Origin of the sequence: Viridibacillus sp. FSL R5-0888 (genome assembly GCF_038009105.1) — a bacterium.
Classification (GTDB): Bacteria; Bacillota; Bacilli; order Bacillales_A; family Planococcaceae; genus Viridibacillus; species Viridibacillus arenosi.
Map to the genome: position 1 here is coordinate 4,230,242 of NZ_JBBPAU010000001.1, position 26,362 is coordinate 4,256,603.

The following is a 26,362-nucleotide window of genomic DNA, read 5'->3' on the forward strand; positions in this document are numbered from 1 at the left end:
TTGCCTCCTCTAAACTTTTAGCTTAATACGTTGTAGTCTTAAAGCATTTAGAACAACAGAAACGGAACTAAACGCCATTGCTGCTCCAGCTAACCACGGAGCTAATAAACCGACTGCGGCTATTGGTACACCTAAACTGTTATATGCAAGTGCCCAGAAAAGGTTTTGTTTAATATTCAAAATGGTCTTCTTACTCATGAAAATTGCGTCGGCAATACTGTTTAAATCGCCTCGAATTAGCGTGATATCTGCCGCTTCCATTGCTACATCAGTACCTGTACCAATTGCCATCCCAATATTAGCTGTCGCTAATGCTGGAGCATCATTGATACCATCGCCTACCATCGCAACAATTTTCCCTACAGCTTGAAGTTTTTTTACTTCATCTGCTTTTCCTTCTGGTAAAACTTCTGCAATGACATGCTTAATTCCAACTTGAGCTGCAATTGTTTTTGCTGTTTGAGTGTTATCTCCTGTAATCATTACTACGTCTAACCCTAATTTGTGTAAACGAGCAATAGCATCTTTTGATGTTTCTTTAATTGTATCTGCTACAGCTACTAGACCCGCGTATTGACCATCGATAGCAACTAACATAGCTGTTTTACCTTGCTTCTCTAAATTCTCCATTTGTACTAATACATCTTGCACTTGAATGTTGTGTTTCGCCATTAGTTTACGTGTACCAATCAATAATTGTTTACCATCCACTTTAGACTGAATACCGTAACCAGGGACTGCTTCAAATATTTCAGAAGAACCAAGTTCAATACCTTTTTCTTTTATCCCTAATACAATTGCTTCTGCAAGTGGATGCTCAGAGTTTTTCTCTGCTGTACCCACAAGTTTAAGGAAGTTTACCTCATCTACACCTTGTGCTAACAAAACATCTGTTAATGATGGTTTACCATTTGTAACAGTTCCTGTTTTATCTAGGATAATTGTATCTAAACGGTGTGTTGTTTCAAGATGTTCGCCACCCTTAAACAAGATTCCGAATTCTGCTGCACGGCCCGATCCAGCCATGATTGAAGTCGGTGTCGCTAAGCCAAGTGCACATGGACAAGCAATGACTAATACTGCGATGAATTTCTCAAGTGCTTCCGCAAAATCTCCCGGACTCACCATGAAGTACCACACAAGGAACGTAATAATAGCTATACCTACTACAATTGGAACAAATATACCTGAAATCACATCAGCTAAACGTTGAATCGGTGCTTTTGAGCCTTGTGCCTCTTCAACTACTTTAATTATTTGCGCTAGAGCTGTATCTTTCCCAACGTTCGTTGCTTTAATTTTCAAAAAACCATTTTTGTTAATCGTTGAACCAATAACCGTATCGCCCACTGTTTTATCTACAGGAATACTTTCACCCGTTAACATTGCTTCATCAAGTGCTGATTGACCTTCCACAATTTCACCGTCAACAGGTACTTTTTCACCTGGTTTAATGTAGACAATATCCCCTTTTAATACTTCCTCAATAGGAATGATTATCTCTTTGCCGTCACGAAAAACAGTAGCGTTTTTCGCTTGTAGCCCCATTAATTTCTTAATAGCCTCAGATGAACGACCTTTTGCTTTAGCTTCAAATAGCTTTCCTAAAATAATCAAGGTGATTAAAACCGCACTTGTTTCATAATATAGCTCCACCATATGAGCATTTGTGCCAATCGACTTGATACTTAAATATAAACTATAGAAATAAGCAGCTGATGTACCTAATGCCACAAGTACATCCATGTTTGCACTCTTATTTTTTAATGACTTATATGCGCCAACATAAAATTGTTTACCAACAATAAATTGAACAGGTGTTGCTAGGGCAAATTGAACCCAAGGATTCATCAACATATCCGGCAACCAAATGAAGCTTGTAAATTCGAAGTGACTTACCATTGCCCATAACAAAGGGATAGACAAAATAAGCGAGAAAATAAATTTCCCTTGTTGTTTTTGAATTTCTCTTTGGCGATGGTCGATATGGTCACCAGTTTTTTCTTGTTTTTCTTCAAGAGAGTAACCAAGTTTTTTTATCGCCTCTTGCATTTCAGGAATATTCACTTGTTCTGGATTGTATTCCACATGAACAGATTCTAATGCAAAGTTAACAGTTGCTAGTTCAACTCCGTCAAATTTATTTAAGCGTTTTTCAACTCTATTTGCGCAAGCTGCACAAGTCATCCCAGTAACATCGAAGTCAACTTTTTCACTTACTACGTCATATCCTAACGCTTTAACTTTCTCCTTAAATTTCGTAGCGTCTGTTTTATCTGAATCATAGACAATTTGTGTTTTTTCGAGTGCAAAATTCACATTTGCCTCTTCAACACCTTCCATTTTGGACAATCCTTTTTCAATCCTATTTGCACAAGCAGAACATGTCATACCTGTTATTTGTAAAGTCGCTTTCTTTTGACTCATCATTTTTCACTCCTTACATCACTGCAATTATGAATGCTTTGTTTTAAAATAAATCGTGCTGAAAAAACCAGCACGATTTATTATTGACACTTTTTTCTTTAAGTAGATTACTCTACATCATAGCCTTGATCTTCAATTTCATCTTTAATTTCTTTTAAGCTGATCACATTTGGATCTAATGATACATCTACCTTTGCTGTATCAAGATGTACTGTTACAGATTCAACTCCGTTTAACTTACCTACATTTCCTTCAATTGAATTAACGCAATGTCCGCAAGACATGCCTTGTACGTTTAAAGTTATTTGTTGCATAAAAAAATTCCTCCTATTGTGTTTTTATTCCCTTTATAAATTTACTATACCCACGTAGGGTAAAATAAAACTTTTGTTTATCTAACTAAAAATACTACAAACTCTTTCACCTTGTTTGTACCATCTTATCTATACCTTTTCAGCCGTTCTAATAGCTACATGAAAAACTATTAATACTAATCAAATAATTAAAGTGTTCTAAAACGGAGCTTCACTTTAAGTTTTTCTTATACTCATTTTTTTATCCATCTATATTGAAAACTTGGCATTCCCGGCTAAATTTCTTAATTACTATAAGCGTCCATAACTCTGCTAATTCTTTTTATCTCTCCTTCCAAAGTTTCGTTGGAGTTTTTATTGCTCCCTATAAACAATTTACCATACCCCCGTTAGGTATGTCAATAACGAGATAAAAAGCCAGCATAAATAGCTGACTATCACTCATTAGGACTTTGCAAATTGCTTAAAAACGTCCATTAATTCTTTAATCGCTTCTTCCCCTTCACCATTCTTAATCGCATCCGATACGCAATGGCTAGTATGCTTTTCTAATAAATTCATGTTCACTTTCTTCAATGCTGCATTGATAGCGGATACTTGAATTAAGATATCTACGCAGTAACGATCGTTTTCAACCATATTTTGAATACCACGAACTTGTCCTTCAATTCGTTTTAAGCGATTTAAAATATCATCTTTTTCCTTTGTTGATCGATGTGTAATTTTTACTTCTTCTGACGGGTTTGACATATTGTCACCTTCTTTTCTTACGAGGGTATTATTAATGATGAGTTTAACTTGATTGTACCATAATTATTTTCTTGACTCTTGTTTACAAAGTAGGAGAGGTTACAATATGCTCTTTCTAAGTGTTGCGACATTTTTACTGGAATGTTTATTTATTTTGAAACGGAATCTGCATGAATTTTAATATGTTAATGGATTAATAATTTATTTTAGAAATATCTATCCCCTTACTTATATCTTCCAAAATATGCAAATAAAAAAAGCAAATCAACTAAATTAGATGATTTGCTTTAGCTAAAATTTAGTCATTAATCGTTTGAATGAAGTCTGTTAGCCTAGTAAAATCTGTTAAATTTTCATTACATGCTGCACTATCTACGCAAATATAGTTTCCTCTTTTTACATATGTGCCTATCGCTTTACCTTTTTTAGAGCTCATGAACATTCCGACTGATTGATGCTGGTTACAAATAGTACATATTCCCTTTTTACTAGATTGACTAAAGACGCCTCGGATACTTTTAATGTTGTTATCATTTCTATAAACAATATATTTACGGTTAGTTCCAGAATCGAACCAACTTAAATAAGAAATTTCAGTCCAATCTATATTTTTTAAATCTGGAACTTTCAATTTTTTATCTTTTGGGAAGAGCTTTTTTAGTTCTTTTTCAGTTAGCTTTTCAAAGGGCGTAACATAAACTTTTATCTTTTCAATAAAATTTTCAAGCTGCTCCTTCGTTTTTATAGTTACGATTTGCTTCACAATACTACTGCTATCTTCATCTAATCCAATGAGTTTCTCATTAATACTCTCCATTACTAGCGCCTGTACCGCCTGAAGGACATGCCCATCATTGGTGTTCGCATAAGCATTAGCTAATTTCTTAGCCTGCTTCTTGACGAACTGGTATTGCTCTACATTCATAAAGAGTTCCATTCGTATCACTTCCTTTATATTCAACTTACTACATATATATCAGGTTTACAATTGGGGATTATTTTTATAATTAAACTCTACATAAAAATAGCTGCTAGTTACGATAGCAGCTATTACGACTTATTTTGTATAAATAATTTTTTTTATTGTTTCCACAGATAAATTGTATTGCTCGGCTAGGTTTGTTAAAGATGATCCATTTCGGAATGCATCTCGTATCTGTGCATTGCGTATAGATAGCCGTTTACGCTCACCAGAATGAACTCCCCATTTGACCCTGTTTTTTTCTAGCTTGGGAATATAGAGTAAATCTCCCTGTACATACTGTTGAATTTCAGCTAACAGCTTTTGCGGTATAATATCCTGTGCATTCACATATCTCATTGGAACTCGCTCCTTCACTATCATAATTGAAGTTTAGGGCAAAGCATTTCAATGAATAATATGACATGCAACGGCGATGATACTTTAATCACCCCATGCAAAGAATCGCCAAATTATTATTAAAAGGCTTTGCATGAGTTCTTGTAGTAGCTGGTAAGTATTTTTCATATCCCACCCTAATCACATCCTTTTATAAATTGGACGATACGATACGATAAATCAATATCGATTCACACAATATTTTACACCGTTAAAGGACTATTTTGCAATTTCTTGTTTGTATGATCTGATTGATTACTTCACCTATGAAATTTTCGATCAAAGTGATGGTAAAGTGTTAATTTGACTTGATTTATAAGTATTTCCCGGGAAATACTTTGCAAATAAGGGCTAAAATACTTAATATAATTATATTTATGCTGTAAGCCTTATACTAAATGATTTATTATCAGTTCTTGTTTTATATGTGTGTAAAAACGCAAAAAGCACCTTCAATCTATTTTCTGAAGATGCTTTTCTCATATATATTACTTCATTTTCTACCCTTAGTATCGATCATGAATGTTGTAATGATGAATAAACCAAAGCTTACCAATAAAATCGTTCCGCCTACGATATAAAAGACTAATGCGAATGTTTCGTTCACGTTAAATGGCTTTAGTGCGTTTAACCACATACCGACCGTTAAACCAATAGAGCCAATAATTGCAGTCCATCCATGCGCCGCTACTAATTTTGCTGATTTCACTTTATAGACGCGATAGAACATACCCCATGAGAACACTGATAACCAACCTACTAATAAAATATGAACATGAATCGGACGGAATTGATAACTACCAGAGCCCGCCATATGCGAACCTAATCCAGCTCCAATCAAACCAAAAATTGCTGCTAAACGAATTAAGCGTAAACTCCATTTTGCCTCCATAATGTCATTCCCCCATAGAATTTTTTATTACTATGGTAGTAACATTACTTTGCCAATATGAACACCACATGAACAAATCGTTACAAATTAAGTAGTTTGGTTGTAAATGTGGTCCTTTTATTCGATGAACTCATTACTCAGATATCGTCATTAGATACCTTATAAAGCTCTTTGATAATTTGATGTACCTAGTTTATATTTCTACTTTTTAAGGTCTATATCGGCTCTATAGACGTGTTTAAGTAGATATGTTAGCTACAGCATCTTCATCGTTCTATGCAAATATAGAAATTAAAATAATTAATACAATCGGCCCGAAAATACATGCAATGGCAGTAGGACGAGCCATATTTACCGTCCACCCAACACCAAATCGCTTCTCTACAAAGACTGATGGATCATTGCGGTTAAAATAAATAAGACCACCTATCCAGTACTGGTCTTCGTCTACATCTGTAATGCCAGAAGACGAATAATTAGTCCCTTTAGCTTCACCTAAACTACTCAATTTCACTGCAAAAGTAATTACTCCAATAATCGTGAGAAAAATGAAACTAATGAACATGATAAGCATCACGCTCTCACTTACTAGGTCGCTATGAATTGTTGTCAATTGTAAGAAACTAAAGAGAATTGTTATTAACATGGTCATTAAAAACATTAACCAACTCGAATACTTTCTCAATGCCAGTTGCTGACGAATGGATCGCTGCGTTCTAGTCGCACTAATTTTAATTCCAGAGCGACGTGTTAACTCAATAATACCTGCAAACATAATCTGCATCACTAATAAAATGAGTGGTAATGCAATTACTGAAAATCTATTTTTATCTGTAAAGGCATCCGGCTGACCGTTAGGCCCCCAATGTGTTGCAATTTTTTCAGGAAGTAATGGATATTGCATATAAGTGTAAATAATTAGGCCACCTACAACAAAGATTGGTAGTAAAAAATAGAATATCGGTAACATTTCATCACGTGCCCGTACAGACCAGTCTGTTACCTTTACTTGTTTCAGGTCTGCTCCCCATTCCTCTACTTTTTTCAACTTCGTAATTTTATTATGAAATATAAAATACATCACCATACTTATACCGATCAATATAAATTGTAGGGATATTCCCACAATAACGGCTAACTCATCATTCACTCTACTATTTAGTTCCCATAAAATATAACCTGCCACTATAATGATTAGGATGCTTAAAAGTGTTAAAGTATATATCTTTTTAGATGCTTTCACAATAGGGTGATAGACTTGCTGATCTGGTACGGTTACGCCAAAAACAATCGTCTCTTTAATCCAATATGGTACAAATGCTTGTAGTAAACCAATCACAGCGAACATAACTAATGAAAAAATATATCCATCCATTTCCTTTAGGCCCCTTTATGACAAGTTTTTTATTAGTTTTTGCACAAGTTGTTGTAAATCTTGTGCCCCCAATCCAACGACCAGCCCTTCTGCAACCACAGGTCGTAGCATTCTCTCAACTTGTTGTATTTGCGCATTTGTCACACCTAAATCATTTGGTCCTGAAACAACTGCACCAGACTTTGGGATAATGAGTATCATACCCTTCTTCTCTAATTCATGATAACTCTTATTAACCGTATGCATATTTACGCCTAAATCAGCTGCCAATGCTCTAACTGATGGTAAGGACTCTCCAGGCTTTAACTGTCCACTGGCAATACCTTCAATAATTTGCTGCGTTAGTTGCGTATATATCGGCACATCTGATTGTGGCTCAATTTGCAGAAACATACGTATCACTCCATTCTGTTCTATATATATTATAACAAATCAAATAAATACCTACAATTTAATCCATCTAAAAATTTCATTTGTTGATTCATCAGCTGCTAATTTATCAAATTTTTTATCAAAGGGGTTCATATAGCCATGACTTTTATTCACTAAGTGAGTATAAACTTGATTTTTTTGTTGTAATTGCTTAAGAATTATTTGAGGGTTAAAAGATTTCTCTTTTTCAGCAAAATAAACCACAGTAGGAACTTTTGGGTTAATATGTAAGTATTGACGAATACGCGATCCATAAAAAGCGAAAACAGCTGATACTGACTTTTCGCTACATAACCATGCCAGCGTTGCGCCTATACTGAATCCAACAATATAAATATCCTCATAAAATTGTTTTTGTTCATTTATAATTTGCTCAATTATTAACTCCGCCTTTTCAAACCCTACTTCTATCATAAAGTATGTATATGCTTCCGCTTCTTCTGAATAATGAAAAGGTTTTCTATCTAGTAAATTAGGAACCATTACATCAAATCCTGCATCATTAAAAATAACTTTATAATACTCCATATGATCGTTAACTCCATAAATTTCATGGAGTAAAATAACTAATGGTTTTTTTAATGTCATAAGAATCCACCAATCTTTTTGAATATATTATATCAAAGCTCACTAATACCTAAAATATGTAAATAAATAGTTTTATTCCTATACGACTGCAAAATTATCTATCTATTAAAAGACCTTATTATAAACAATAAAAAAAGCACAACTGATTAAATCAGCTGTGCTTTCATGTGCCTAGCAACGTCCTACTCTCACAGGGGGAAACCCCCAACTACCATCGGCGCTAAAGAGCTTAACTTCCGTGTTCGGCATGGGAACGGGTGTGACCTCTTTGCCATCATCACTAGACTATATTAGAGAACTTGTTCTCTCAAAACTGGATAAATTACATTGAAGTTTGTTAAGTAAAATTTGGTTAAGTCCTCGATCTATTAGTATTCGTCAGCTCCGTATGTCGCCACACTTCCACCTCGAACCTATCTACCTCATCGTCTTTGAGGGATCTTACTTACTTGCGTAATGGGAAATCTCATCTTGAGGGGGGCTTCATGCTTAGATGCTTTCAGCACTTATCCCGTCCACACATAGCTACCCAGCGATGCCCTTGGCAGAACAACTGGTACACCAGCGGTGTGTCCATCCCGGTCCTCTCGTACTAAGGACAGCTCCTCTCAAATTTCCTACGCCCACGACGGATAGGGACCGAACTGTCTCACGACGTTCTGAACCCAGCTCGCGTACCGCTTTAATGGGCGAACAGCCCAACCCTTGGGACCGACTACAGCCCCAGGATGCGATGAGCCGACATCGAGGTGCCAAACCTCCCCGTCGATGTGGACTCTTGGGGGAGATAAGCCTGTTATCCCCGGGGTAGCTTTTATCCGTTGAGCGATGGCCCTTCCATGCGGAACCACCGGATCACTAAGCCCGTCTTTCGACCCTGCTCGACTTGTAGGTCTCGCAGTCAAGCTCCCTTATGCCTTTACACTCTACGAATGATTTCCAACCATTCTGAGGGAACCTTTGGGCGCCTCCGTTACTCTTTAGGAGGCGACCGCCCCAGTCAAACTGCCCGCCTGACACTGTCTCCTACCCCGCTAAGGGGCATGGGTTAGAAGTTCAATACATCTAGGGTAGTATCCCACCAACGCCTCCTCCGAAGCTGGCGCTCCGGAATCTCTGGCTCCTACCTATCCTGTACAAGATGTATCAAAATTCAATATCAGGCTACAGTAAAGCTCCACGGGGTCTTTCCGTCCTGTCGCGGGTAACCTGCATCTTCACAGGTACTATAATTTCACCGAGTCTCTCGTTGAGACAGTGCCCAGATCGTTACGCCTTTCGTGCGGGTCGGAACTTACCCGACAAGGAATTTCGCTACCTTAGGACCGTTATAGTTACGGCCGCCGTTTACTGGGGCTTCAATTCGCACCTTCGCTTGCGCTAAGCACTCCTCTTAACCTTCCAGCACCGGGCAGGCGTCAGCCCCTATACGTCACCTTACGGTTTTGCAGAGACCTGTGTTTTTGCTAAACAGTCGCCTGGGCCTATTCACTGCGGCTCTCTCGGGCTTTCACCCTACTAGAGCACCCCTTCTCCCGAAGTTACGGGGTCATTTTGCCGAGTTCCTTAACGAGAGTTCTCTCGCACACCTTAGGATTCTCTCCTCGACTACCTGTGTCGGTTTGCGGTACGGGCACCTTTTACCTCGCTAGAGGCTTTTCTTGGCAGTGTGAAATCAGGAACTCCGGACATACGTCCTCGTCATCACAGCTCAACGTTATAGAAATGGGATTTGCCTCATTTCACGCCTCACTGCTTGAACATGCATAACCAACAGCATGCTTACCCTATCCTACTGCGTCCCCCCATTGCTCAAATGGTAAATAGGTGGTACAGGAATATCAACCTGTTGTCCATCGCCTACGCCTATCGGCCTCGGCTTAGGTCCCGACTAACCCTGAGCGGACGAGCCTTCCTCAGGAAACCTTAGTCATTCGGTGGACGGGATTCTCACCCGTCTTTCGCTACTCATACCGGCATTCTCACTTCTAAGCGCTCCACCAGTCCTTCCGGTCTGACTTCACAGCACTTAGAACGCTCTCCTACCACGGACATCTAAGATGTCCATCCACAGCTTCGGTGAATTGTTTAGCCCCGATACATTTTCGGCGCAGCGTCACTCGACCAGTGAGCTATTACGCACTCTTTAAATGATGGCTGCTTCTGAGCCAACATCCTGGTTGTCTAAGCAACGTCACATCCTTTTCCACTTAACAATTACTTTGGGACCTTAGCTGGTGGTCTGGGCTGTTTCCCTCTTGACTACGGATCTTATCACTCGCAGTCTGACTCCCGTGCATAAATCACTGGCATTCGGAGTTTGTCTGAATTCGGTAATCCGGGATGGACCCCTAGTTCAAACAGTGCTCTACCTCCAGGATTCTTTATCACGAGGCTAGCCCTAAAGCTATTTCGGAGAGAACCAGCTATCTCCAGGTTCGATTGGAATTTCTCCGCTACCCACACCTCATCCCCGCACTTTTCAACGTACGTGGGTTCGGGCCTCCAGTAAGTGTTACCTTACCTTCACCCTGGACATGGGTAGATCACCTGGTTTCGGGTCTACAACCACATACTCATTCGCCCTATTCAGACTCGCTTTCGCTGCGGCTCCGTCTTCTAAAACTTAACCTCGCATGTAATCGTAACTCGCCGGTTCATTCTACAAAAGGCACGCTATCACCCATTAACGGGCTCTAACTACTTGTAGGCACATGGTTTCAGGATCTATTTCACTCCCCTTCCGGGGTGCTTTTCACCTTTCCCTCACGGTACTGGTTCACTATCGGTCACTAGGTAGTATTTAGCCTTGGGAGATGGTCCTCCCAGATTCCGACGGAATTTCACGTGTTCCGCCGTACTCAGGATACACTCAAGAGAGAATGAACTTTCAACTACAGGGCTGTTACCTGCTCTGGCGGGCCTTTCCAGACCGCTTCGTTTAACTCATTCCTTTGTAACTCCATATAGAGTGTCCTACAACCCCAAGAGGCAAGCCTCTTGGTTTGGGCTATTCCCGTTTCGCTCGCCGCTACTCAGGGAATCGATTTTTCTTTCTCTTCCTCCAGGTACTTAGATGTTTCAGTTCCCTGGGTCTGCCATCAAGACGCTATGTATTCACGTCAAGATACTGCTCCATTACGAACAGTGGGTTCCCCCATTCGGAAATCTCCGGATCAAAGCTCACTTACAGCTCCCCGAAGCATATCGGTGTTAGTGCCGTCCTTCTTCGGCTCCTAGTGCCAAGGCATCCGCCATGCGCCCTTAATAACTTAACCTAAAAGTTAGTTATTAAGCCTAAAAAACTTAATAATAAAAAATGTGTTACTTAATTTGCTTCAATGTCGTTTTATCCAGTTTTCAAAGAACAAGGTTTTGAAGATCATTTTACAATGAGCCTTCAAAACTGAACGCAAGACGTTAATCGACAGATCCAAGATCTGTTTCCGTAATTATCCTTAGAAAGGAGGTGATCCAGCCGCACCTTCCGATACGGCTACCTTGTTACGACTTCACCCCAATCATCTATCCCACCTTCGGCGGCTGGCTCCATAAAGGTTACCTCACCGACTTCGGGTGTTACAAACTCTCGTGGTGTGACGGGCGGTGTGTACAAGGCCCGGGAACGTATTCACCGTGGCATGCTGATCCACGATTACTAGCGATTCCGGCTTCATGTAGGCGAGTTGCAGCCTACAATCCGAACTGAGAACGATTTTATGAGATTAGCATACCCTCGCGAGTTAGCGACTCTTTGTATCGTCCATTGTAGCACGTGTGTAGCCCAGGTCATAAGGGGCATGATGATTTGACGTCATCCCCACCTTCCTCCGGTTTGTCACCGGCAGTCACCTTAGAGTGCCCAACTAAATGATGGCAACTAAGATCAAGGGTTGCGCTCGTTGCGGGACTTAACCCAACATCTCACGACACGAGCTGACGACAACCATGCACCACCTGTCACCAATGTCCCCGAAGGGAAAACTCTATCTCTAGAGCGGTCATTGGGATGTCAAGACCTGGTAAGGTTCTTCGCGTTGCTTCGAATTAAACCACATGCTCCACCGCTTGTGCGGGCCCCCGTCAATTCCTTTGAGTTTCAACCTTGCGGCCGTACTCCCCAGGCGGAGTGCTTAATGCGTTAGCTGCAGCACTAAGGGGCGGAAACCCCCTAACACTTAGCACTCATCGTTTACGGCGTGGACTACCAGGGTATCTAATCCTGTTTGCTCCCCACGCTTTCGCGCCTCAGTGTCAGTTACAGACCAGAAAGTCGCCTTCGCCACTGGTGTTCCTCCAAATCTCTACGCATTTCACCGCTACACTTGGAATTCCACTTTCCTCTTCTGCACTCAAGTCTCCCAGTTTCCAATGACCCTCCACGGTTGAGCCGTGGGCTTTCACATCAGACTTAAGAAACCACCTGCGCGCGCTTTACGCCCAATAAATCCGGACAACGCTTGCCACCTACGTATTACCGCGGCTGCTGGCACGTAGTTAGCCGTGGCTTTCTAATAAGGTACCGTCAAGGTACGTTCAGTTACTAACGTACTTGTTCTTCCCTTACAACAGAGTTTTACGATCCGAAAACCTTCATCACTCACGCGGCGTTGCTCCATCAGACTTTCGTCCATTGTGGAAGATTCCCTACTGCTGCCTCCCGTAGGAGTTTGGGCCGTGTCTCAGTCCCAATGTGGCCGATCACCCTCTCAGGTCGGCTATGCATCGTTGCCTTGGTAGGCCGTTACCCCACCAACTAGCTAATGCACCGCGGGCCCATCTAGTAGTGACAGCCGAAACCGCCTTTCAGCATTTTGCCATGTGACAAAATGGATTATTCGGTATTAGCCCCGGTTTCCCGGAGTTATCCCAATCTACTAGGTAGGTTGCCCACGTGTTACTCACCCGTCCGCCGCTAAATCAGAAGAAGCAAGCTTCTTCATCATTCGCTCGACTTGCATGTATTAGGCACGCCGCCAGCGTTCGTCCTGAGCCAGGATCAAACTCTCCATAAAAGTAGTTTGAAAGCTCATTAGCTTTGCTAGCGTATCATCCGAAGATGATATCTATTTTTGTTTTGATCCACCAACAGAGTTGATGTTCAAAATCATTTATTGATTAACGTCTTGCATGTTCAGTTTTCAAGGTTCATTTTGTCGTGTTGTTTTGACGACTTTTAAATCCTAACATTTATATCTTCAACTGTCAACAACTTTTTAAAAGTTTTATTTGAAAGTGAAGTTATTAAGTTTTTCTCAGTACGTCTTAGCGACAATTAATATAATACAACACATTAGATATAACTGTCAACACTTTATTACAGAAAAATATAAAAGGAGTTTTTATGTTTATAAAAACTGTTCCGAGAGAGGCGTAGCTACGCAGTTAGAGTAAGGTTTTAGATATCTATCTAGGGATTGACCGCTTATTATATAAGGCTCAATACTATTAACTTTATATTACTTCCTTTGTGCATTTTAGAGTTTATCGAATAGCATTAAAGAAAAATATTAAAGAGATTAGAAAACTTTATACATTTGATTATTATCATTTAAAAGAGATTTTCATGAAATCGCTTTGCAAATGGACTAGCTTTACTTAGAGGCACCAGAAAAGATTAAAGTACGATTAATCCTGTTCTATTAGATGCTTTGATTATTATCACACCTAGAACAAATGAATTTAGATCCATCGCTAGATATCCTAGAAAAAAATAAGCTTTATTTCCTGTACTCAGAATGAATGAACCTAACAAAGATGAAGTAAATCTTTCAACCGTAAATATACTTCTTTGTTCTATAACATTAGCTCCTACACTCTAAGAGGCTGTCAGAAATCTACTTATTCAAAGATTATTGGTTAAGTCTCTTTAGATGGAGCATTAGATAACAAATTATCCACTTTTAATGTACTTTACACTAATGTGTGTAGGTCATTTAATAACAAAATAATAAAATAAGCATTAGAATAATAACGTTTTAAATCAGATTTTAAGAACTAGTATTAGGTCTTATCAACATAAACATCCCCCTTATTACACTCGTCTTAAAAAGTTGAAAAGACAGTTTCACGATTAATCAGCTCAATCATTATTTGAGTTCATTACCATTATTAACTGCCATAAAACAAAGATAATAGAATAATAATTACCTAATTCCAACAAATAGCACCTACTATAAGCTCAATTTATCGGTTATTACAAGATTCAATTCTTTTTATAACATAGAGTAACTTTTACTTTTGTTAAGAAATAAAAGAATGAAGAGTCGATTATGTATATACGGAATTATTTCTCTAGTTGATTAAAAAACAGAACAACTTATTAAATACATATAATAAGAGTTCAAAGAGTTCAGTATTATACATTTGAAATAAAAACTACTATATCTCACATTACGTTAGACAACTATATGAATATAAACAAAACAAATTATATAAAAAGTTGATAAATTTTATGATGATAAACCGACTAGTGTATTTTTGAGTTCAATAATTAAAAAAGTTCTCTATAACTACACCCAGTTCCCCCTTTATAAAAAACTTTATGAAAAAAATTTTAGTTAAGTACTGATATAACTTTATTGGATCGTACCAGCCTTGAACTGCATATATAATAAAAGAATTACTAACTTTAAAAAGCTCTAAGGGTTAGTCTAACCTCTCTATCACAAGTCACGATACAAAGGAAATGTAACTGTCTTTTTTTCAATAAGATGTTTTTTCATACAAATAAGACATTTCAGTCCTAATCGACACATCAAAATAAATTCTGTTTTGGAATTGATTTGATAACTTTCTATTACGTATTTCCAGTGAATACTACGCTGCTCATACCTTACTTAATCTTTATCAAACATATTATTTATTTGATTTGAATTTATACTCTTATTTATGTAGATAATTCATTTGCTCCATCCAGTAATAAAGATCTCCCCTAGAATAGGGGCTACTCTTACAATGGACAAACCGCAAGTAATTTATAGATTAAAGCATGAATATAAAGTTATATCTTAACTCTCCTAATGCTTGTACTTCTTTGGCTATTCCTTCATTGGTGGACGACCCTTCCTTTTCTAATACAAGAAGTCTTTAACGCTCCAACTTAAGTTTTTTCCTTCCTTCTCTAGATAATAAATGAATTTGAGATTCTAAAATTGGACTTTTAAATTTCGTTGTAAAACATAGATGATAATTTCAAGAGTAAACTTTTCATAAAAGAGCCGCCACTCAATTGTTAGTTGTCTCTTAAAATTGGAGTGCACTTTAAAAACAAATTCTATAATATTTTTGTAGAGAATTTCAAATAATTGAGTAAAAAAGCGCAAGAGAACCACGATTTCTTTATACTTGGATTGCCGAAAAAAATCAGATATAACTTCAACGAATGCAGATATTGTTGTCATGGATATGAATCCATCCTTCAAGGCAGCCGTTCAAAGAGAGTTAAATCAACCTTTAATTATCACAGAGAAATATCTTTATTGTCCTTGTATCTATTAGGGAATGAATTCTATTCCCCGTTGTACACAAAAAAATGCAATCCCTATGATTAAAAGAAATACAAAAACTACACAATGTCTTTTATAAAAGAGAAAGTAAAGTAAACTAAATGATTTGGTATCTAAAGAGGTATACCGATATGTCTCTAGAGCTCATGAATAATAAACACTTTTGTACATGGTTTGGTCAATCTAAAGAAAATAGCCCGGCTTTAATAAGCTAACTCCCTGAAAGTGCTTAAACGAAATGCATTCGGCTTTAAAATTTTGAAACGATTTGAAGTAAAAGATGTATTCCTCATTAAATATAAATAAGGTTTTAGTCACCCAACTATTTGATGTTAAAGCATTAAAATAATTTTATACAAAAAAAAAAGCACAACTGATTAAATCAGCTGTGCTTTGATGTGCCTAGCAACGTCCTACTCTCACAGGGGGAAACCCCCAACTACCATCGGCGCTAAAGAGCTTAACTTCCGTGTTCGGCATGGGAACGGGTGTGACCTCTTTGCCATCATCACTAGACTATATTAGAGAACTTGTTCTCTCAAAACTGGATAAATTACATTGAAGTTTGTTAAGTAAAATTTGGTTAAGTCCTCGATCTATTAGTATTCGTCAGCTCCGTATGTCGCCACACTTCCACCTCGAACCTATCTACCTCATCGTCTTTGAGGGATCTTACTTACTTGCGTAATGGGAAATCTCATCTTGAGGGGGGCTTCATGCTTAGATGCTTTCAGCACTTATCCCGTCCACACATAGCTACCCAGCGATGCCCTTGGCAGAACAACTGGTACACCAGCGGTGTGTCCATCCCGGTCCTCTCGTACTAAGGACAGCTCCTCTCAAATTTCCTACGCCCACGACGGATAGGGACCGAACTGTCTCACGACGTTCTGAACCCAGCTCGCGTACCGCTTTAATGGGCGAACAGCCCAACCCTTGGGACCGACTACAGCCCCAGGATGCGATGAGCCGACATCGAGGTGCCAAACCTCCCCGTCGATGTGGACTCTTGGGGGAGATAAGCCTGTTATCCCCGGGGTAGCTTTTATCCGTTGAGCGATGGCCCTTCCATGCGGAACCACCGGATCACTAAGCCCGTCTTTCGACCCTGCTCGACTTGTAGGTCTCGCAGTCAAGCTCCCTTATGCCTTTACACTCTACGAATGATTTCCAACCATTCTGAGGGAACCTTTGGGCGCCTCCGTTACTCTTTAGGAGGCGACCGCCCCAGTCAAACTGCCCGCCTGACACTGTCTCCTACCCCGCTAAGGGGCATGGGTTAGAAGTTCAATACATCTAGGGTAGTATCCCACCAACGCCTCCTCCGAAGCTGGCGCTCCGGAATCTCTGGCTCCTACCTATCCTGTACAAGATGTATCAAAATTCAATATCAGGCTACAGTAAAGCTCCACGGGGTCTTTCCGTCCTGTCGCGGGTAACCTGCATCTTCACAGGTACTATAATTTCACCGAGTCTCTCGTTGAGACAGTGCCCAGATCGTTACGCCTTTCGTGCGGGTCGGAACTTACCCGACAAGGAATTTCGCTACCTTAGGACCGTTATAGTTACGGCCGCCGTTTACTGGGGCTTCAATTCGCACCTTCGCTTGCGCTAAGCACTCCTCTTAACCTTCCAGCACCGGGCAGGCGTCAGCCCCTATACGTCACCTTACGGTTTTGCAGAGACCTGTGTTTTTGCTAAACAGTCGCCTGGGCCTATTCACTGCGGCTCTCTCGGGCTTTCACCCTACTAGAGCACCCCTTCTCCCGAAGTTACGGGGTCATTTTGCCGAGTTCCTTAACGAGAGTTCTCTCGCACACCTTAGGATTCTCTCCTCGACTACCTGTGTCGGTTTGCGGTACGGGCACCTTTTACCTCGCTAGAGGCTTTTCTTGGCAGTGTGAAATCAGGAACTCCGGACATACGTCCTCGTCATCACAGCTCAACGTTATAGAAATGGGATTTGCCTCATTTCACGCCTCACTGCTTGAACATGCATAACCAACAGCATGCTTACCCTATCCTACTGCGTCCCCCCATTGCTCAAATGGTAAATAGGTGGTACAGGAATATCAACCTGTTGTCCATCGCCTACGCCTATCGGCCTCGGCTTAGGTCCCGACTAACCCTGAGCGGACGAGCCTTCCTCAGGAAACCTTAGTCATTCGGTGGACGGGATTCTCACCCGTCTTTCGCTACTCATACCGGCATTCTCACTTCTAAGCGCTCCACCAGTCCTTCCGGTCTGACTTCACAGCACTTAGAACGCTCTCCTACCACGGACATCTAAGATGTCCATCCACAGCTTCGGTGAATTGTTTAGCCCCGATACATTTTCGGCGCAGCGTCACTCGACCAGTGAGCTATTACGCACTCTTTAAATGATGGCTGCTTCTGAGCCAACATCCTGGTTGTCTAAGCAACGTCACATCCTTTTCCACTTAACAATTACTTTGGGACCTTAGCTGGTGGTCTGGGCTGTTTCCCTCTTGACTACGGATCTTATCACTCGCAGTCTGACTCCCGTGCATAAATCACTGGCATTCGGAGTTTGTCTGAATTCGGTAATCCGGGATGGACCCCTAGTTCAAACAGTGCTCTACCTCCAGGATTCTTTATCACGAGGCTAGCCCTAAAGCTATTTCGGAGAGAACCAGCTATCTCCAGGTTCGATTGGAATTTCTCCGCTACCCACACCTCATCCCCGCACTTTTCAACGTACGTGGGTTCGGGCCTCCAGTAAGTGTTACCTTACCTTCACCCTGGACATGGGTAGATCACCTGGTTTCGGGTCTACAACCACATACTCATTCGCCCTATTCAGACTCGCTTTCGCTGCGGCTCCGTCTTCTAAAACTTAACCTCGCATGTAATCGTAACTCGCCGGTTCATTCTACAAAAGGCACGCTATCACCCATTAACGGGCTCTAACTACTTGTAGGCACATGGTTTCAGGATCTATTTCACTCCCCTTCCGGGGTGCTTTTCACCTTTCCCTCACGGTACTGGTTCACTATCGGTCACTAGGTAGTATTTAGCCTTGGGAGATGGTCCTCCCAGATTCCGACGGAATTTCACGTGTTCCGCCGTACTCAGGATACACTCAAGAGAGAATGAACTTTCAACTACAGGGCTGTTACCTGCTCTGGCGGGCCTTTCCAGACCGCTTCGTTTAACTCATTCCTTTGTAACTCCATATAGAGTGTCCTACAACCCCAAGAGGCAAGCCTCTTGGTTTGGGCTATTCCCGTTTCGCTCGCCGCTACTCAGGGAATCGATTTTTCTTTCTCTTCCTCCAGGTACTTAGATGTTTCAGTTCCCTGGGTCTGCCATCAAGACGCTATGTATTCACGTCAAGATACTGCTCCATTACGAACAGTGGGTTCCCCCATTCGGAAATCTCCGGATCAAAGCTCACTTACAGCTCCCCGAAGCATATCGGTGTTAGTGCCGTCCTTCTTCGGCTCCTAGTGCCAAGGCATCCGCCATGCGCCCTTAATAACTTAACCTAAAAGTTAGTTATTAAGCCTAAAAAACTTAATAATAAAAAATGTGTTACTTAATTTGCTTCAATGTCGTTTTATCCAGTTTTCAAAGAACAAGGTTTTGAAGATCATTTTACAATGAGCCTTCAAAACTGAACGCAAGACGTTAATCGACAGATCCAAGATCTGTTTCCGTAATTATCCTTAGAAAGGAGGTGATCCAGCCGCACCTTCCGATACGGCTACCTTGTTACGACTTCACCCCAATCATCTATCCCACCTTCGGCGGCTGGCTCCATAAAGGTTACCTCACCGACTTCGGGTGTTACAAACTCTCGTGGTGTGACGGGCGGTGTGTACAAGGCCCGGGAACGTATTCACCGTGGCATGCTGATCCACGATTACTAGCGATTCCGGCTTCATGTAGGCGAGTTGCAGCCTACAATCCGAACTGAGAACGATTTTATGAGATTAGCATACCCTCGCGAGTTAGCGACTCTTTGTATCGTCCATTGTAGCACGTGTGTAGCCCAGGTCATAAGGGGCATGATGATTTGACGTCATCCCCACCTTCCTCCGGTTTGTCACCGGCAGTCACCTTAGAGTGCCCAACTAAATGATGGCAACTAAGATCAAGGGTTGCGCTCGTTGCGGGACTTAACCCAACATCTCACGACACGAGCTGACGACAACCATGCACCACCTGTCACCAATGTCCCCGAAGGGAAAACTCTATCTCTAGAGCGGTCATTGGGATGTCAAGACCTGGTAAGGTTCTTCGCGTTGCTTCGAATTAAACCACATGCTCCACCGCTTGTGCGGGCCCCCGTCAATTCCTTTGAGTTTCAACCTTGCGGCCGTACTCCCCAGGCGGAGTGCTTAATGCGTTAGCTGCAGCACTAAGGGGCGGAAACCCCCTAACACTTAGCACTCATCGTTTACGGCGTGGACTACCAGGGTATCTAATCCTGTTTGCTCCCCACGCTTTCGCGCCTCAGTGTCAGTTACAGACCAGAAAGTCGCCTTCGCCACTGGTGTTCCTCCAAATCTCTACGCATTTCACCGCTACACTTGGAATTCCACTTTCCTCTTCTGCACTCAAGTCTCCCAGTTTCCAATGACCCTCCACGGTTGAGCCGTGGGCTTTCACATCAGACTTAAGAAACCACCTGCGCGCGCTTTACGCCCAATAAATCCGGACAACGCTTGCCACCTACGTATTACCGCGGCTGCTGGCACGTAGTTAGCCGTGGCTTTCTAATAAGGTACCGTCAAGGTACGTTCAGTTACTAACGTACTTGTTCTTCCCTTACAACAGAGTTTTACGATCCGAAAACCTTCATCACTCACGCGGCGTTGCTCCATCAGACTTTCGTCCATTGTGGAAGATTCCCTACTGCTGCCTCCCGTAGGAGTTTGGGCCGTGTCTCAGTCCCAATGTGGCCGATCACCCTCTCAGGTCGGCTATGCATCGTTGCCTTGGTAGGCCGTTACCCCACCAACTAGCTAATGCACCGCGGGCCCATCTAGTAGTGACAGCCGAAACCGCCTTTCAGCATTTTGCCATGTGACAAAATGGATTATTCGGTATTAGCCCCGGTTTCCCGGAGTTATCCCAATCTACTAGGTAGGTTGCCCACGTGTTACTCACCCGTCCGCCGCTAAATCAGAAGAAGCAAGCTTCTTCATCATTCGCTCGACTTGCATGTATTAGGCACGCCGCCAGCGTTCGTCCTGAGCCAGGATCAAACTCTCCATAAAAGTAGTTTGAAAGCTCATTAGCTTTGCTAGCGTATCATCCGAAGATGATATCTATTTTTGTTTTGATCCACCAACAGAGTTGATGTTCAAAATCATTTATTGATTAACGTCTTGCATGTTCAGTTTTCAAGGTTCATTTTGTCGTGTTGTTTTGACGACTTCCATATCTTATCATCCTTTTTGCATTATTGTCAACACATTATCATAAAAAAGTAATAGGGGATTTTTTTAGTGATAATAAAAAATGAGTGGGAGCGTTGATATGATGCGGAAAACTATCATTTTTAGTAGTTTTATTTTGGTTGTTTTTTTATTACTTATACCTACGAAAGAGAAACTTTTAGAAGTTTTTAATGTAACAGATGGTCCAGATGTAATTGCAAAAGGTACTTATGGTCAAACGTTAACAATTGATGTTTCATTCGGAGATCAGGAACTGGAGCAATGGGTAAAGGTTTTGTCTCCCCCTTATCCTCTATTACTATTAGATAAGGATTGGATTAATCGTTCCCCTGCGATTTTACAATTAATTAAAGAGAAAAAGATTCCAACTGGATTATTAGGAAAAGAAAGCACATATTATGAAAGTAACCTACTGGCCTTGGAGGAAGAAATCGCTATTTATGAAAAGCATTTTGGCGTAAAGCCATTATGGTTTAGAACAAAGGACCAACTATTCCCTAGTGATATGCGTCAACATTTATGGCAAGAACAAATTAATATGCTCGGATCTACTAAAGTATGGTCGACCGATAAACTACCTATACTTGTAAAAGGAGATATTATTACTGCTCCTATGCATCAAGAAGAACGTATAAGTTTTAAAAAAATTGATGAATTGCGCGCTAAATACGAATTTTCTACTTTAGAAAAGACAATCTTTGGCTACGAAGTAAAGGATAAGAAGTTCCCTTAAGAGAGTCTTCATTCACAAGAGATAGGGATAATTATTACTTAACACTGTCTATGATTCACTAATTTTAAAAAACAAAGCATGTTATGACGTTTCAATACTATTAGTCCAATACTAATGTTTTTTCACAAAAAAAGTGATGTCCATCTATACAAGGACATCACTTTACTTATTACTTCACTTTAGATGCTTCGGCTAATCGACGTGCTTTACGACGCTCTTCCAGTTTTAATCGATCTTCATCTGACTTTGCATTATACTTCGGCAAAACCAGCAATTGGAAAGCATTAACTGCTAAAAGCGGGAATAGTAATAACGTTACGTATTCATCACCACCGTCAGTACGTACCCATAACGCGATTAACCATTCTAGAGTGGTTACAACAATCATAAAAAATAAGGCTGGAATGAGAACGTGTTTCTTTGTTAGCCTTGTCTTTTGAATAGCTGTTGCAATTGATCCTGCCAATAAGACAAGCAATAAAACTATATACAAGAGCCAATCTTGAGCAGTATGAGCATATGGTTTGAAGCGTAACAATACCAAATCAACTAACGTAACAACTATAATTAGCATTTGTACCCAATTCCATAATGTTAAAGAACGGAAAATGTTCACTCCAATTTGATGCACAGTTAAATATGCAAAGAACCCCATTTGCGCAATAACACTCATTGTAAAACCTAAAATAACAAACCAAATAATTCCTGAAAAGAACTCTGCCCATTCTCCATTAGAGAAATGCACAGCATAAAAGTCGTTCCATCTAATGAATAAACTAAAAACTCCTGTAATAGAACCACCGATCAACATTGCATTTAAGAAAAATTTAAACCAATTTCGTATCGTCACGACTAAAAGTCCTCCGTTTATAAAAACAATTTCTTGTTTCATTCTAACAACGAATCCGCAAAAAATCTATTTCTCCTGCAAATCAATACATATTACTTCGTTAATTGTGAACAATAATTGAAAGCAATATGAAGAAAGTGAGGGATTAGAATGGCCAAAAGGATCGTCTTTTCATTTTGCTTCATCGTTTTCTTGGCAGGTTGTTCTGCAAACCAACAAAATACACAGTCCTATGATGAAGTAAAGAAAATAATGCTCGATGCACTGCAATCTGAAGATGGCAAAAAAGCAATACGACAGCTTCTAGAAGATAACAGCTTTCGGGATTTAGTTATATTGGAAAATGAAGAAGTAAAAAAAGCAATTGAGGAAACATTGCTATCCAAAAAATCTGAAGAATATTGGAAGAAACAGTTTGAAGATCCAAAATTCCGTGAAACATTTGCTAAAAGTATGAAGAAGGAACAAGAAGGCGTTATGAAGGACTTAATTAAAGATGCTTCATTCCAAAAAGATCTTGAACAATTTTTTGGTCAGCCCGATATGCAAAAACAGCTCGAGAAGATTTTAAAATCAGCAAATTCAAAAGAAAATTTAGAAAAAATTATTGCTGAAACAATTGAAAGCCCACTTCTACAAGAAAAATGGCTCAAACTGATTCAATCTGCCGGTGAATCAGGTGGTGGTGGAGAGAAATCAAAGGGTGGTAAAAGTGGCGATGAGTCCAGTGGCGATAAACAGAAACAATGACAGTAATGATTAACAAAAAGAAGCGGGACCTTTTATAGGGTCCCGCTTCTTTTAGTAATTATTTTTCTTCTAATTTTCCAATTACGTTACGAGCGATATCAAGATAAATTTGACCTGTAGAATGATTTTTTGCATAAACAGATGGTGCAAAATCAACATCATTCCAGTCAGGTTGACCTAATGGAATCTGACCAAGTAATTCTGTGCGAAGTTCTTCAGCCAATTTAGGACCGCCGCCTTCGCCGAAGACGAATTCACGTTCGCCAGATACTTTTGATTGGAACCAAGACATATTTTCAATAACACCAAGGATGTTATGATCAGTTTTAATTGCCATTGCGCCTGCTCGAGCTGCTACAAACGCTGCAGTAGGATGTGGCGTTGTCACAACGATTTCATTTGATTCAGGTAGCATTTGGTGAATATCAAGTGCAATATCCCCTGTACCTGGAGGTAAGTCCAATAGTAAGTAGTCAAGCTCGCCCCACTCTACATCGCGGAAGAATTGGTCTAATACTTTTCCAAGCATTGGTCCGCGCCATACTACCGGTGCATTATCTTCAACAAAGAAGCCCATAGAAATCATTTTCACACCTAAGCGATCAACCGGAATAATACGGTTTTCTTCTACCACTGGCATTGTCTGTACACCCATCATATCAGGCACACTGAAACCATAGATATCAGCGTCAATTAGGCCGACTTTTTTGCCAAGACGTGCAAGAGCTACAGCAAGGTTAACTGATACTGTTGATTTACCTACACCGCCTTTACCTGAAGCGATTGAAATGAATTTAACATTATTAAGTGGAGATAATACATCTTGAGCTTCTGCTCTTGTAGCTGTACCACGAAATTGTTCTAAAATTTCTTGAGGAAGTTCTTCAAAACGAATACCTACAGTTTCCACTCCAGCGTTTTTCAATGCATCTACAACTTGCATTTGTAATTGCATTTGTTCTGGTGTACCAGTTTTAGCAATCGCCACTTTCACACTTACATGGTTTTTTTCTTCTTTTATTGAGACATTCGTAATACCGTTTGTTTCTGCTAATGTTTTATGTAAAAAAGGATCTTTTAGTTCTCCGACTAATTCACGGACTTGTTGTTCATTAATCACAATAGACACTCCTCTAGTAAATATCTTTTTTCGAATTTTAGTATATCACAAAGGGTATGAATTAGGTCTACGAGTTGCTTTATTCAATATTAATCTCAAAGTATTGCTCAATTCCTTGGACAATTGCATCTGCCATTTGATCTTGGTAATTCGGTGATGTAAGTAATTTTTGTTCTTCTGGATTACTGAGAAAGCCTGTCTCTATAAGTGCAGAAGGCATCGTAGCTTTTTTCAATAAATATACTTGCTTAATAGACAGCGCTTCTCGTTTTGTATTCTTCAAATTCTCTCGAATAGAAGACTGAATTTCTTTTGCCAAAAACTCACCACCGGGATGCCCATTTGCATGATAGAATACCTGTGCACCTCTCCACTTCGTTTCTGGAATTGCGTTAGCATGAATACTTATAAAGAGATCCGGTTTTTGCTTAGCTACAAGTCGTTCTCTTAAAAAAATGTCTTCTCTTTTACGTTCACGCAATGTGTTGTAACTTTGATCTGAAGCATGTTCGGCAATAACATCACCATTTTTAGTACGAGTCATAAATACAGTCGCACCTTTTTTCTTTAACTTCTTCTCTACCTTTTGCGCAATGGCAAGTGTGATATCTTTTTCAATAATATCCGCCGTAGATGCACCGCCATCTATCCCGCCATGCCCAGCATCTACTACTATTTTCACTCCACCAAGAGTTTCTGAGATGAAAAATCCCCGATCTGATGCTTTTACTCCATATACAACAAATAGTATACAACAAAGTAAAATTGTCCCTAAAATAAGCCACCGCTTCAAATAACGACACCGCCCTTTTGCATTAATATATGCCATAAGATTGGACGATATGTCGTATTGATAAGCGTATAAATATCATTTATATATAACTTCTTGTATTTTAAAACAAAAAACCGCCCCATAAAAATGGGACGGTTTGAATTCGCATAAACGAATGATTAACGTTTTGAGAATTGAGGTGCACGACGAGCGCCGCGAAGACCTGGCTTCTTACGTTCTTTCATACGTGGGTCACGAGTAAGTAGACCTGCTGATTTAAGTGCTGGACGGAAATCAGGATCAACTGTTAGTAATGCACGTGCAATACCGTGACGGATTGCGCCAGCTTGACCTGTGTATCCACCACCATTCACGTTAACGTGAATGTCGTAGCTTCCAACTGTTTCAGTTGCTACTAATGGTTGTTTAATAATTTCGCGTAAAGCAGCGAATGGGACGTAGTTTTCAACGTCGCGGTTGTTAATAACGATATTTCCTTCGCCTGGTACTAAACGTACGCGAGCTACAGAACTTTTACGACGACCTGTGCCGATATATTGAACTTGTGCCAAGGGTATTTCCTCCTCTAATGATTATCCGCGAAGCTCATATGCTTCTGGTTTTTGTGCTGCGTGTGGGTGTTCTGCTCCAGCGTATACGTGAAGTTTAGTGAACATTTGACGACCTAAAGAGTTTTTAGGAAGCATCCCTTTGATAGCTAATTCTAGCATTTGTTTTGGATATTTTTCTTTCATTTCACCTGCAGTACGAGTTTTTAAACCACCTGCAAATTGAGTGTGACGGTAATAAATTTTATCTTGTAATTTTTTACCTGTTAATTCGATTTTACCAGCGTTGATAAGGATTACGTGATCCCCAGTGTCAACGTTTGGTGTGAAAATTGCTTTATGTTTACCGCGTAAGATAGCAGCTACTTCAGAAGCTAAACGACCAAGAGTTTTGCCTTCTGCATCAACTACTAACCATTTACGCTCTACTTCGTGACCTTTAGCCATGAATGTTGTACGCATGTTAGTATCCTCCTACTAATTGTTTCTATTT

16 protein-coding genes and 6 rRNA genes are annotated in these 26,362 nt (G+C 40.3%); 2 read left to right on the forward strand and 20 right to left on the reverse strand.

The window, feature by feature from the left end; all coding sequences use genetic code 11:
* Window positions 1-9: 9 nt before the first annotated feature.
* The 15 genes from MKY02_RS20870 to MKY02_RS20940 all read right to left on the reverse strand — a co-directional run bounded on the left by MKY02_RS20870 (window position 10) and on the right by MKY02_RS20940 (window position 20,892).
* Complete coding sequence (locus MKY02_RS20870; RefSeq protein WP_038180840.1) at window positions 10-2,430, reverse strand: heavy metal translocating P-type ATPase; 2,421 nt, start codon at window positions 2,428-2,430, stop codon at window positions 10-12.
* A 104-nt stretch (window positions 2,431-2,534) separates the two neighbouring features.
* Window positions 2,535-2,741 (reverse strand): copper chaperone CopZ, encoded by a 207-nt coding sequence (gene copZ, locus MKY02_RS20875; RefSeq protein WP_038180843.1) that lies wholly within the window; start codon window positions 2,739-2,741, stop codon window positions 2,535-2,537.
* Window positions 2,742-3,185: 444 nt separating this feature from the next.
* Window positions 3,186-3,491 (reverse strand): metal-sensing transcriptional repressor, encoded by a 306-nt coding sequence (locus tag MKY02_RS20880; RefSeq protein ID WP_038180847.1) that lies wholly within the window; start codon window positions 3,489-3,491, stop codon window positions 3,186-3,188.
* A gap of 298 nt (window positions 3,492-3,789) precedes the next feature.
* Window positions 3,790-4,428: a FusB/FusC family EF-G-binding protein gene (locus MKY02_RS20885; RefSeq protein WP_038180850.1), complete on the reverse strand. Its 639-nt coding sequence runs from the start codon at window positions 4,426-4,428 to the stop codon at window positions 3,790-3,792.
* Window positions 4,429-4,548: 120 nt separating this feature from the next.
* Complete coding sequence (locus MKY02_RS20890) at window positions 4,549-4,812, reverse strand: CD3324 family protein (protein WP_038180852.1); 264 nt, start codon at window positions 4,810-4,812, stop codon at window positions 4,549-4,551.
* A gap of 532 nt (window positions 4,813-5,344) precedes the next feature.
* Window positions 5,345-5,743 (reverse strand): hypothetical protein, encoded by a 399-nt coding sequence (locus tag MKY02_RS20895; RefSeq protein ID WP_038180854.1) that lies wholly within the window; start codon window positions 5,741-5,743, stop codon window positions 5,345-5,347.
* A gap of 274 nt (window positions 5,744-6,017) precedes the next feature.
* Window positions 6,018-7,118 (reverse strand): DUF1648 domain-containing protein, encoded by a 1,101-nt coding sequence (locus MKY02_RS20900; RefSeq protein ID WP_340711656.1) that lies wholly within the window; start codon window positions 7,116-7,118, stop codon window positions 6,018-6,020.
* A gap of 15 nt (window positions 7,119-7,133) precedes the next feature.
* On the reverse strand, window positions 7,134-7,511 hold the full coding sequence (locus MKY02_RS20905; protein WP_038180856.1) for a GntR family transcriptional regulator: 378 nt from the start codon (window positions 7,509-7,511) through the stop codon (window positions 7,134-7,136).
* Between the two features lie 51 nt (window positions 7,512-7,562).
* Window positions 7,563-8,138 carry a dienelactone hydrolase family protein gene (locus MKY02_RS20910; RefSeq protein ID WP_038180857.1) on the reverse strand — a complete coding sequence of 192 codons (576 nt, stop codon included), beginning with the start codon at window positions 8,136-8,138 and terminating at the stop codon, window positions 7,563-7,565.
* Between the two features lie 169 nt (window positions 8,139-8,307).
* Window positions 8,308-8,423, reverse strand: a 5S ribosomal RNA gene (gene rrf, locus MKY02_RS20915).
* A gap of 63 nt (window positions 8,424-8,486) precedes the next feature.
* Window positions 8,487-11,416: ribosomal RNA gene (locus MKY02_RS20920) — 23S ribosomal RNA — on the reverse strand.
* A 184-nt stretch (window positions 11,417-11,600) separates the two neighbouring features.
* Window positions 11,601-13,153: ribosomal RNA gene (locus MKY02_RS20925) — 16S ribosomal RNA — on the reverse strand.
* The 16S, 23S and 5S rRNA genes sit together here, the layout of an rRNA operon.
* 2,893 nt (window positions 13,154-16,046) lie before the next feature.
* Window positions 16,047-16,162, reverse strand: a 5S ribosomal RNA gene (gene rrf / locus MKY02_RS20930).
* Between the two features lie 63 nt (window positions 16,163-16,225).
* Window positions 16,226-19,155: ribosomal RNA gene (locus MKY02_RS20935) — 23S ribosomal RNA — on the reverse strand.
* A gap of 184 nt (window positions 19,156-19,339) precedes the next feature.
* Window positions 19,340-20,892 (reverse strand): 16S ribosomal RNA (locus MKY02_RS20940).
* A 262-nt stretch (window positions 20,893-21,154) separates the two neighbouring features.
* Here MKY02_RS20940 and MKY02_RS20945 point away from each other — a divergent pair.
* Entirely contained in the window at window positions 21,155-21,808 is a 654-nt protein-coding gene (locus tag MKY02_RS20945) for a hypothetical protein (RefSeq protein WP_038179144.1), read from the forward strand.
* A gap of 169 nt (window positions 21,809-21,977) precedes the next feature.
* Here MKY02_RS20945 and MKY02_RS20950 read toward each other — a convergent pair whose 3' ends face one another.
* Window positions 21,978-22,658 (reverse strand): KinB-signaling pathway activation protein, encoded by a 681-nt coding sequence (locus MKY02_RS20950; RefSeq protein WP_038179191.1) that lies wholly within the window; start codon window positions 22,656-22,658, stop codon window positions 21,978-21,980.
* Window positions 22,659-22,808: 150 nt separating this feature from the next.
* Between MKY02_RS20950 and gerD the strand changes: the two genes are divergently transcribed.
* On the forward strand, window positions 22,809-23,408 hold the full coding sequence (gene gerD / locus MKY02_RS20955; RefSeq protein WP_038179142.1) for a spore germination lipoprotein GerD: 600 nt from the start codon (window positions 22,809-22,811) through the stop codon (window positions 23,406-23,408).
* Window positions 23,409-23,466: 58 nt separating this feature from the next.
* Here the strand turns inward: gerD and MKY02_RS20960 are convergent, their stop codons facing one another.
* From MKY02_RS20960 to rplM, 4 genes are all read right to left on the reverse strand, one after another.
* Entirely contained in the window at window positions 23,467-24,528 is a 1,062-nt protein-coding gene (locus MKY02_RS20960; protein ID WP_038179140.1) for an Mrp/NBP35 family ATP-binding protein, read from the reverse strand.
* Between the two features lie 79 nt (window positions 24,529-24,607).
* Window positions 24,608-25,321 carry an N-acetylmuramoyl-L-alanine amidase gene (locus MKY02_RS20965; RefSeq protein ID WP_038179138.1) on the reverse strand — a complete coding sequence of 238 codons (714 nt, stop codon included), beginning with the start codon at window positions 25,319-25,321 and terminating at the stop codon, window positions 24,608-24,610.
* A 158-nt stretch (window positions 25,322-25,479) separates the two neighbouring features.
* Complete coding sequence (gene rpsI, locus MKY02_RS20970) at window positions 25,480-25,872, reverse strand: 30S ribosomal protein S9 (protein ID WP_038179136.1); 393 nt, start codon at window positions 25,870-25,872, stop codon at window positions 25,480-25,482.
* Between the two features lie 21 nt (window positions 25,873-25,893).
* Window positions 25,894-26,331: a 50S ribosomal protein L13 gene (rplM, locus tag MKY02_RS20975; protein ID WP_038179134.1), complete on the reverse strand. Its 438-nt coding sequence runs from the start codon at window positions 26,329-26,331 to the stop codon at window positions 25,894-25,896.
* Window positions 26,332-26,362 lie beyond the last annotated feature (31 nt).